At 32.1% G+C, this 10131-nt stretch carries 8 protein-coding genes; 3 read left to right on the forward strand and 5 right to left on the reverse strand.

Going from position 1 to position 10131, the window contains the following annotated elements:
- Positions 1 to 1395, reverse strand: a 1395-nt coding sequence (dnaB, locus tag ACR0QS_RS07325; RefSeq protein WP_432632784.1) for a replicative DNA helicase, incomplete at its 3' end; no start/stop codon positions are given.
- A 20-nt stretch (positions 1396 to 1415) separates the two neighbouring features.
- Positions 1416 to 1937 (reverse strand): 50S ribosomal protein L9, encoded by a 522-nt coding sequence (rplI, locus tag ACR0QS_RS07330; protein WP_432632785.1) that lies wholly within the window; start codon positions 1935 to 1937, stop codon positions 1416 to 1418.
- Positions 1938 to 2151: 214 nt separating this feature from the next.
- Between rplI and ACR0QS_RS07335 the strand changes: the two genes are divergently transcribed.
- The 3 genes from ACR0QS_RS07335 to ACR0QS_RS07345 are packed head-to-tail and all read left to right on the forward strand — an operon-like array spanning position 2152 to position 7045.
- Positions 2152 to 4485 carry a transglycosylase domain-containing protein gene (locus tag ACR0QS_RS07335; protein ID WP_432632786.1) on the forward strand — a complete coding sequence of 778 codons (2334 nt, stop codon included), beginning with the start codon at positions 2152 to 2154 and terminating at the stop codon, positions 4483 to 4485.
- Between the two features lie 18 nt (positions 4486 to 4503).
- Positions 4504 to 6342 carry an MATE family efflux transporter gene (locus tag ACR0QS_RS07340; RefSeq protein WP_432632787.1) on the forward strand — a complete coding sequence of 613 codons (1839 nt, stop codon included), beginning with the start codon at positions 4504 to 4506 and terminating at the stop codon, positions 6340 to 6342.
- The gene (locus ACR0QS_RS07345) at positions 6335 to 7045 is read left to right on the forward strand and encodes an IspD/TarI family cytidylyltransferase (RefSeq protein WP_432632788.1); all 711 of its coding nucleotides are present in this window, start codon (positions 6335 to 6337) and stop codon (positions 7043 to 7045) included. Before ACR0QS_RS07340 ends, ACR0QS_RS07345 begins: the two co-directional genes overlap by 8 nt.
- Before the next feature lie 72 nt (positions 7046 to 7117).
- On the opposite strand, the gene ACR0QS_RS07350 is transcribed toward ACR0QS_RS07345, so the two are convergent.
- The 3 genes from ACR0QS_RS07350 to ACR0QS_RS07360 form a co-directional block, all read right to left on the reverse strand.
- On the reverse strand, positions 7118 to 8101 hold the full coding sequence (locus tag ACR0QS_RS07350) for a hypothetical protein (protein ID WP_432632789.1): 984 nt from the start codon (positions 8099 to 8101) through the stop codon (positions 7118 to 7120).
- 420 nt (positions 8102 to 8521) lie between these two features.
- Complete coding sequence (locus ACR0QS_RS07355) at positions 8522 to 9718, reverse strand: tetratricopeptide repeat protein (RefSeq protein WP_432632790.1); 1197 nt, start codon at positions 9716 to 9718, stop codon at positions 8522 to 8524.
- Positions 9719 to 9727: 9 nt separating this feature from the next.
- Positions 9728 to 10048: a hypothetical protein gene (locus ACR0QS_RS07360; protein ID WP_432632791.1), complete on the reverse strand. Its 321-nt coding sequence runs from the start codon at positions 10046 to 10048 to the stop codon at positions 9728 to 9730.
- Positions 10049 to 10131: the final 83 nt, after the last annotated feature.

The raw sequence follows: 10131 nt of genomic DNA on the forward strand, positions 1-10131 counted from the left end.
ATTATTATCCGCGTTAGAATAAATATTTTCAAATCTCGTCTGCTCGGCTACAAAATTTAGCGGAAGCCCGTCTATAATAGAACCGTTTCTATGTTTGGCGAGTATAACTTCCACTTGATTATTTCTTTCGTCTATAACCTCTTCGTCTTCTCTATTTGGTTTCTGTCTATGCAAAAACATAACCAAATCGGCATCCTGCTCTATCGAACCCGACTCGCGCAAATCGGAAAGTCTCGGTTTATCCTGCCTCTGTTCCACCGCCCGCGAAAGCTGAGCCAAAGCCACAACGGGAATATTTAATTCTTTTGCAAGCGCTTTTAATCCTCTCGATATATCGGCAATTTCCTGCTCTCTCGTTCCGTTTCTTCTCGTTTGAATATTGGAATGAATAAGCTGCAAATAATCAACTACTATAAGTTTCAAATCTATATTTTTACCAGAAGTTTTGCTCATTTCAGCAAATTTATATTTCATCTGCCTAGCTTTTCCGCGAATTTCCATTATAGTTAATTGGCTAGAATCGTCTATTAAAAGATTCGATTGAGATAAACTATTGAAAGTTTGCCCAAGTTTTGTCCATTCCTGCCTTTCCAAATCTCCCGAGCGAACTCTCGATAAATTTATTCTCGCCTTGCTTGAAATTAATCTTTCGACTAATTGCATTCTACTCATTTCCAAAGAAAAAAAACCTATTCCAAAACTCATAGTTTCCACATTTGTCATAACATGTTCTACTATATTAAGTGCGAAACTCGTTTTACCAACCGAAGGACGAGCGGCAAGTATAATCAAATCGGAAGGCTGAAATCCATGCGTCACTCTGTCAAGCCCAGTAAAACCCGAAGGCACTCCCGTAACGGCGCTTTTATGTTTCTTTCTTTCTTCAATAGAAGTTAAAGCCTCGTAAAGCAAATCTCTTATATGAATAAAATCGTTGTCTAATCTTCTTTGAGTGACTTCAAATATTTTTTTCTCGGCAAAATCGGCGACTTCTTTCGTTTCGGAGTCTTTCGATTCGTAGGCTGATTTTTCTATATCTTGAGCCGCAAGAATCAAATCTCTGAGTAAAGATTTTTCGGCAATTATTTCTGCATAATATTTCGCGTTTTGATAAAATGGAGTTCCGTCAATTATCCGCATCAAATAGGCTTCGTCATTTTGAAATAGTTTTTCAAATAAATCGTTTTCTTTCAAATATCTTAAAGCCGTTTCCCCGTTAATCGGAATATTTCTGTTATGCATTTCAATAACGCTTTCGTAAAGAAGACGATTTCTTTCGCTGTAAAAATCTTTTGAATTAATTTTTGATAAAGCTATTGATATAGCCTGCGGATTTTGAAGCATAGCACCCAATAGAGACTCTTCGGCTTCTATCGAGTAAGGCATATTATTCATTTTATAACCGCTATTTTAATTTAAGCTTCTTCGTTATTCGTTTTTGTAATTTCTTCGGTAATCGCTTCTTCCTGTTTAGATTCTGCGCCTTCCAAAGTTTCCATATTTACGACATTAATTTTTATATTGGCATTGACGCTATGATATAATTTAATTTCCACTTCATATTCTCCAAGCTCTTTAATATGCTTATCCATATGAACATCTCTTTTGCTTATATCAATTTCTTTTTCTTTCAAAGCGTCAACTATGCTCTGCTGACTAACCGAACCGTATAATTTTCCATTGTCCGCAACTTTAACGGGAATTACAACGCTTATGTCGACAATTTTGCCTTTAAGTATTTCCGCTTCCATTTTTCTTTTTGCTCTTTTTTTCTCCAAACTCTTTTGCATTTGAGCCAAAGTTTTCAAATTTCCAGCATTTTTTATTACGGCAATATTTCTTGGAATCAAATAATTTCTTGCATAACCGTCTTTTACTTTACATATATCGCCTTCATAACCCAATGATATAAAATCTTTCTTTAAAATAACTTCCATGACTTTCTCCTTGTTCCATTTGATTATATTATTTTTTTACTTTATCAATTTATTAAAACAAAATTATATCATAGATAGATTATAATATCAAGCGTCAATTTTAAGATTTATAATAATTTTATATTACATAAATTTACTTGCAATGTTATTTATATAGTAGTATCATATATTAATCAAAATAATTATGTTAAATATTAATGCGGTATTTATTTAAATGAATAAAAAAAATATAAAGAAAAATATAAAAATAAAGAAAAAATCTAAATTGAAAAGTTTTATAATCGGAGTTTTTGTTATAATTCTTCTTATAATTGCAATTTGCGGAATTGGAACGGCTTTTTTTGTCGGCGGAATTTATAGAGACTGGCTCGGCAGAAGAACTCAAAGCATGGCAATGCTCGAAGAATATTATAATATAATTGTCATTAGAGGAAATGAAAAAAGAATAAGATATTTTAATCCGCTCAATCCTTTCGGCGATTCCCCTCCGACAAGAATTTACGATAGAAATAATATATTGATAGGAGAGTATATGCCTCCGTCTTACGAAGTCGTTAATATTGACGATATTAATCCGCTTTTGGAACAGACTTTGCTTTTAATGGAAGACCAGAGATTTTACTCGCATCATGGAATTAATTATTTTCGTTCGGCTTATTTGGGAATAAAAACCATTCTATCGCGAAGAATTGTCGGCGGAGGTTCTACTCTCACTCAGCAGCTTGCAAAATTATTATTTACGAAAAGCGAAAGAACGATTGAAAGAAAATTATTTGAAATGTTTGCCGCAAAAGAAATTGAAGACAGATACAATAAAAAAGAAATTTTGGCGATGTATTTTAACACGGTTTATCTCGGAGACGGAAATTACGGATTCGAAGCCGCCGCAAATTATTATTTTCAAAAACCTTTAAGACAATGCAGATTATTGGAATACGCGATATTGGTTGGAATGCTCCCAAATCCAAGTTATTATTCCATAGTAAATAATCCAGACAATAGCAGAAAAAAAGTAGAGCAAATTCTTTCAAGACTCGTGAAAAATAATATTATAGATAGAGAAACAATGAGAGGAGAATTGGAATTATTTGACGAAGAATATACGAATATCAGCAAGCAAGTCAAAGGCTCGCAATGGAAAATGACGGTAAATAGAACGCCTTATGTAAACGAATATGTTAGGCAGGAACTTTTAAATTATTTTAATAAAGACGAACTCGCTTTATCGGGTTTAAGAATTTATACGACTGTAAACGAAAGATATTATAGAGCCGCAGATTTGGTAATGAAAGAAAAAATAAGAGGACTTCAAGCCTCCACTTCAAATAGAAGTTATCAAGGCGCTTTGGTTTCAATAGACCCGAAAGACGGCAGAATACTCGCTATGATTGGCGGGGACGGTTATACTTTGCAAAATCAATTTAATAGAGCGGTTCAGGCGAAAAGGCAGATAGGAAGCGCAATAAAACCGTTTATATATTTATACGCGTTCGAAGGCGGAGCGCAGCCTTTTTCAACGGTAATCGACACAAATTATACATATCCGCAGGGAGTGGGAAAACCTTCCTATTCTCCAAGAAATTATGACAGAAGATACAGAGGCGAAATGACATTGGAAACCGCTCTTGCAAAATCGATAAATACTATAGCGGTAAAATTATTAAACGATATAGGTTTGTCTTATTTTATAGAACATTCTAAAGAATTTTTTGGAGATAACGCTTATATACCGAACGCTTTGTCGATTGGACTTGGAACTATGGAAATGAGTCCTTTAGATTTGGCATCCGCTTACGGCGCTTTGGCAAATTACGGAATTAAATACGAGCCTTATATTGTCGATAAAATATTGGATATGAACGGAAGGGAATTAAGTGTCACGGCTTTGGCAGATAGAACTCCCCATAAAATAAGCGGAACTTCGCCATCCTCTTATTATTTTTTGAATACCACTTTACAAAAAGTTATCGCTCAAGGCGGAACGGCTTACAGAAGCGCGAGTTCTTACAATTTTAATTATCCTTCTTTTTCGGCAAAAACGGGAACGACAAGCGAACATAGAGATAATTGGTTTGCCGCATATAATGACGAAATAGCGACTATAACTTGGATTGGAAGCGATAGAAACGATGTTTTGCCGAATAATGTTACGGGAGGCGCGACTACGGCTTTGGCTACATTTCAATATTTGAATTATATAACTTCGGAAAATAAAAGAAAATTTAACTGGAATGTCCCAGACGATGTTTTTATAATAGAAATATGCCAAGAATCGGGACTTCCAAGAAATTATACATGCGTCAATACTAATCCTCTAACGGTTGGAGGAAATATAGATTTAAGTTCTCAATGTCCTATCGACCATATAAGAAGCGGAAGCAGAAGAATAGAAAATAATAATAAAACATATAACGAAACCAACGAAGAGGAAGAATTTTTTTATTATACTCCTTTGGAAGAGGAAAATAATTATAACGATAAAAATAATAGATATATACTTCCAGAAGAGATTATAGAAGACCCGAGTGTTGGGAATATAAGAAGTTGATAAACAGGAATTTTAAAAATGATTAAATTTTTTCAAAGTCAATCTACAGAAGCGAGACGCGATTTAATACTTCATGGTTCTATTAAGAATACTTTAATAATGCTTTCCATTCCTACTTTAATGATGGGTTTGGTTCAATCTATGGTTCCGCTTATGGACGGACTTTTTCTAAATAATGTGGCGGGAAGATTAATCGCAAGCAGTATCAATTTTGCAGAACCGATTATAAATATGATGACGGCATTATCGCAAGGTTTGGGCGTGGCGGCTATGGCGATAGTCGGGCAGTATAACGGACTCGGAGATTTTAAGAATGCCAAAAAAGTTTCCACTCAAATTGTAGTTTCTGGAATTCTATTCGGAATCGCTATGGGACCGACTTTATATATCGTAAGTATTTTGGTTTCAATGAATTTGCAGGAAGGAGTAAAAGAAAGCGTTTTTCAATATTTATCTTTATACAGTTTCGTTATGCCAATGACTTTTATGGCGGCAATTTATAACGGTTTGAAGAACGCTAGCGGTAAACCAGAGGCAACTTTTATAAGAATGCTTTTATTACTCGTTTTGAAAATAATATTTAATTTTATTTATGTTTATTTTTTGCAATTAAAAATTCTCGGAAGCGTTTTGGCGTCTTTTTCAACTTATTCTTTAATCAGCGTTTGGATGTATTACGATTTATTTATTAAAGAAAGCGAAGATAAACTTACTTTAAAAGGATTTAAATTCGATGTATCGATACTCAAACAGCTTATGGTTATAGGAATTCCTTCGATGCTTACGACATTTTTAAGCAATTTTGGATTTTTCCTAATCAATAGCGAAGTGGAAAAATACGGGCAGATTGTCCTAAACGGAAACGGAATAGCGAATAATATAACGGCAGTCTGTTTCAATATGCCCGCTGCTTTCGGTTCGGCGGTTACTACTATGGTAAGTATGAATATCGGAGCGCAATACGCTGAAAAAGCGAAAAAATCATGCTACATGGGAATAATGATGAGTATTATAACCTCGATTACTTTAATTGCAATAATTCTTCCTTTATCAAAATATATGACGGTTTTATTTACGCGAGATGTTGAAGATTTGGCAATCGCTAATGGCGCACTTCCAATATATGCTATGTCGATTATAGGTTTCGGCGTCACTATGGTAGTTCAAGGAGCTTTAATCGGACTCGGCAGAACGCGAGTTCCTTTATTTATAAGTATTTTAAGAATTTGGTTTTTTAGATATATATTTATATTGGCGACTTCGAGCCATTTGCATTACTGGTCTGTATTTTACGGAAATTTATTTTCAAACACAATGGCGGGAATAGTTACTTTTATAATAATTCTTAAAACTCCTTGGCGTTCGGTTATAAATATGAATACTCAAAATATATTTATTTTAAGAGCGAAACTTTTTTCCGACAGAGTAAGCGCCGCATTGTTTCCTAAAAATATCGGCAAACGAAAAGATTATAATATCAAAATGAAAGGCAGATTAAAAAATATTAAAGATTCTTCAAAACTCGAAAAATTCATGAAAAGAGAAGAAGAAAAAGCGCAAAGAATTAAAGAAAGAGAAGAGAGAATAGAAAAGAAACGGGAAGAAAGAGATTTGGAAATGGAAAGATACGCAAAACAAATCGAAGAAATAAAAGAAAATCGAAAAAAGATGCATGACGAAAGAAAAAAATATTTGGAAGAGAGAAAAAAAGAAAAAGAAGAGAAAAAAATCAGAGATAAAGAAAAACTTAAAGAGCGTAGAGAAAATAGATTGAAATTGAAAGAAGAGAGAAAAATTGCTCGTCAGAAAGAAATTTTGGAAATTAAAAATAAAAATAAAAGAGATAATAATGATTAAAAAAACTTTGATATTGCTTATAGCGGGAAGCTCGAGAAGGTTCGGCGGAAAAATAAAAAAACAGTTTGTAAAAATAAATAATAAACCGCTTTTTATTTATACTTTGGAGGCAATGCTAAAATTCAAATTCGATAATATTATAATAGCAAGTTTGAAGGAAGATTTAAATAATATAAAAAAAACTATTAGTAAAAATTTATTAAATAGCGAAAATATTCATTATGTCGAAGGCGGAAGCGAAAGAGTTTATTCCGTTTATAACGCGATGAAATTCATAAAAGAAGATAATATTAAAACGGATTTTGTTTTTATTCATGACGGAGTTCGTCCGATAGTTTCAAAAAAAGAAATTAAAGAATTATATGAAATGGTTATAAAAAAAAATGCAGCAATTTTGGCTTCCAAAGTTGTCGATACAATAAAAAAAATCGATTCAAAAAAAAATATTGTCGAAACGATAGACAGAAATTTTCTTTACAGAGCCGCTACTCCTCAAGCGTTTAATTTCAAAAAATATATAACTGCGATGGAAAGATATATGAACGATAGAAAATATAAAGAAAGATTAGGAAAAAAAATAGCCACAGACGATGCGGAAATTTACAGCGCTTATGCGGGGAAAGTTACGATAGTGGAATGCTCGGCAAATAATATTAAAATCACTAATAAAGAAGATTTGAATTTGTTTTTGAATTTATTATAAAAAAAGAGCCTGCCCTAAACGAGCAAGCCCAAGTTTCAAAAACAAATTATAAAATTTTATCTCTAACTACACTTATTGCAACCATCCGTTTTCAGCTTCCGCCATAATAAATCTAAAGTTATAACTATTTAAATCTCTAGAATGGTTAATTTTCGCATCCAATTTTGCATAATATTCGCTTGGATTTTTGCCTATGAAATATGATGCATTTTTTCTATAGTTATTGTCCGTTGTGCTGTAATATTCGTCCACTCCGAATTCGTAGCTGAATATAAAGTCATATCTATCGTCAAATGTTGCGTAACCTACATTCATGAGTATGATAGACAAATCTCCTTCTTCACGATTATGAGTGGCTCTCATAAACTCGTTAAGGTTCTTATTATCATGTTTACCATAACCTTGTCGTCCTTCGGAATTATTGTTATCTTTGTTTAACAGAGTTTTATAAAGCCCGCCTATAGTCCAAACATCGGATGCCTGTCCCGTGTTGTCTTGGTTGTATTTTACTATTACTCCTCCAACGAATTCTTTAAGTTTTATTCCGTTCGCATAATTTCCAGAATGAACTATATCTGCATTATTGTCGAAATAATAATAGTTTCCTTCTTTAGGATTCGTTTGACGATTATCGCCGTCTCTTATAATCCATCTTATGTTATCGTTACTACCACTTCTTGCCACATGCTTTTTCCATATATCATTCAAACTATTGGTATCCAAATAGCTTACAACTAAATAATTTCCTTCCCAAGTAACACAAGGAGCGTATATTTCATATTTTGTGTCTTCAGGAAAGTCTTCAGATGTAGGCGGAATTGGTTTAGTCTCAGTAGGTATATCCTTTTTATAATCCAAACCCAAAGACGGCAAATCTGTAGTTAAAGGTCCAGTTTTTCCTGGGTCTGGTTCTGGTATCGGAGTAAACCCGCCGCTGCTGCTACCGCTAATATCTTCTGCATTTCCGCAGGCAACTATACCTACGATGCTAAATATAGCTATTAATAAAATAACAGCTATTCGTTTTGAAACTTTCAATGATTTTGTGTTAATCATAATTAACTCCTTATTTTAGTTAAATTATAGGTTGTTTGAACCTTACACTAATAGTATAACAAATTTTTTAGAAAAGTCAAGAAAAAAATTCTAACTTTATTAAAAAAAATAATAAATTTATAATAAAGTAATGAAATTATGAATAATGCAAGCGAATTTGTGAAATAAGTTGACATAATTTCTATGTCATTGCGAATATCTTTAATAATTCCGTCATTGCGAGGCATTGGAAATGTCGAAGCAATCAACTATTAATAAAGTTAAATTTTAAAATAAAATTTTATTAATTTTGGATTAATTGCCAACGATGGACTTTAGTCTCGCATTTTTGCAAATGCTCGTAATGACAAATAAAAATAAAGTTGCAATGACAATGCATTTCATAATGAAATTTTTTTTAATTTTTTAGTCGATAAAAAACTACTTCAAATTAATCACAGTTCTATATAAAAAATCTCTTCTCTCTGTCGCGTATTTTGTTCTCGGATAGGCTGGATATTCTTCTATATATTGATTATAAATTTGATAAGCCTTGTTAAAATCTCTCACATTATTATTTCCTCTTTCGTATATTTCGGCAAGAAGAAGCAAAGCGTCTGGTTTCTTACTAAATTTATCATTTGCGCTTAATGATTTTTCAAGAATATTCACTCCGTCCGATATTTTTCCAATTCTTTTCAAACTGTCGGCTATTTCGTATGAAGCGTTTCCGTAAATAGGAGTTTTTGCGTATTTATTTATAACTTCGTTAAAATAATTAATCGCTTCTTCGTTATTATTTTCCGACTTTCTAACTATTCCCATAGAATATAGCGCCGCCGCCTTTTGATTATTATTCGCGTTATTCAAATCGTAAGCCTTTTTATACATATCGAAAGCGTTCGCATAATCTTTATTATTATTGTAAATATCGGCGATTCTAAAATGACTGTAAACGGAATATTTTGAATTCGGATATTGAGAGATAATATTGCTATAATTATTAACTGCGTTCGAATAATCTTTTATATTTTTCAATTCTTCCGCAGAATTAAATAAAGTTAAAGTCTCTGGACTTTCGTTTCTTCTCGCAAAAGAATTTGCAGAAACATTATTATTAGTAATTGAAATTTGACTTAAGCTATCGGCTATACTAATATTATTATCGTTATTAGCAATTATATCTTTTTCCGCATCCAGTAACATTGCGTTTGTATTTGTAGAATTCCCATTTGAAATGCTATTTGTAACATTAATCGTATAAATATATCTTCTTATAACATTTTCTTCGTTATCGACTTGAAAATTCAATTTTGCGACTCCAGATGTTAAAGTCGTAAAAGTCAAAAAGCTGTTCGTCTTATCTCGCGTAAATCTCACAAAATCCAAATTAGTCGAATAGCTCGTTATACGAATATATCTGTCAAAATTCGTGGCGTTTAATCTTATCGAAAAAAGAGTATTATTAGCCAAATCTACAGTTTTTATAAAATCGCTTTCCAAAGGTCCGCCTTTAGTTCTGTTTATAGTTTCGTTCGTTATCACTTGATTATCGGGATTAACCGTTATCGTATTTTGAGCGAAAACAGAAGTAAACATAATTAAATTAATAATAAATAAAAAAATTTTAAGTCGCATAAATATCTCCTATTGCTGATTTTTCTTTATTTTTTGAATTTCCACATAATTTTTTGAATATTCTATTTGTTCCATATCCAAATTGCCTCTTGTCGAAAGCATCTCGCCTTTAATAATTTTTTCTTCGTCCTCTTTCATACTCGGTACTGCCATAGAATTTTCTTCTTCAGGGCTTAAATGAACTTCTTTAGATTTACTATTTAATCCAATTAAAATTCCAATCAATACGGTTAAAATAAGCCATGCCGAAATAACGACTCCAAAAAATAAAGTTCTTTTCGTTTTATAATAATTTATAAAAAAATCTTTAATTTTATCAATTATTGCCATTTATAATTTTTCCTTATAAAAAATTTAAAATACAATTTAAAATAAAAAATGACTTAACATAATATTCGTAATATTTATTATAG

The sequence above is a fragment of the Brachyspira sp. genome, from assembly GCF_050873525.1.
Taxonomy (GTDB): Bacteria; Spirochaetota; Brachyspiria; order Brachyspirales; family Brachyspiraceae; genus Brachyspira.

Coding starts and splice junctions, on each gene's coding strand:
- ACR0QS_RS07335 (WP_432632786.1), top strand. CDS start 2,152: ATGAATAAAAAAAATATAAAGAAAAATATAAAAATAAAGAAAAAATCT.
- ACR0QS_RS07355 (WP_432632790.1), bottom strand. CDS start 9,718: ATGCGACTTAAAATTTTTTTATTTATTATTAATTTAATTATGTTTACT.
- ACR0QS_RS07345 (WP_432632788.1), top strand. CDS start 6,335: ATGATTAAAAAAACTTTGATATTGCTTATAGCGGGAAGCTCGAGAAGG.
- ACR0QS_RS07340 (WP_432632787.1), top strand. CDS start 4,504: ATGATTAAATTTTTTCAAAGTCAATCTACAGAAGCGAGACGCGATTTA.
- ACR0QS_RS07350 (WP_432632789.1), bottom strand. CDS start 8,101: ATGATTAACACAAAATCATTGAAAGTTTCAAAACGAATAGCTGTTATT.
- rplI (WP_432632785.1), bottom strand. CDS start 1,937: ATGGAAGTTATTTTAAAGAAAGATTTTATATCATTGGGTTATGAAGGC.
- ACR0QS_RS07360 (WP_432632791.1), bottom strand. CDS start 10,048: ATGGCAATAATTGATAAAATTAAAGATTTTTTTATAAATTATTATAAA.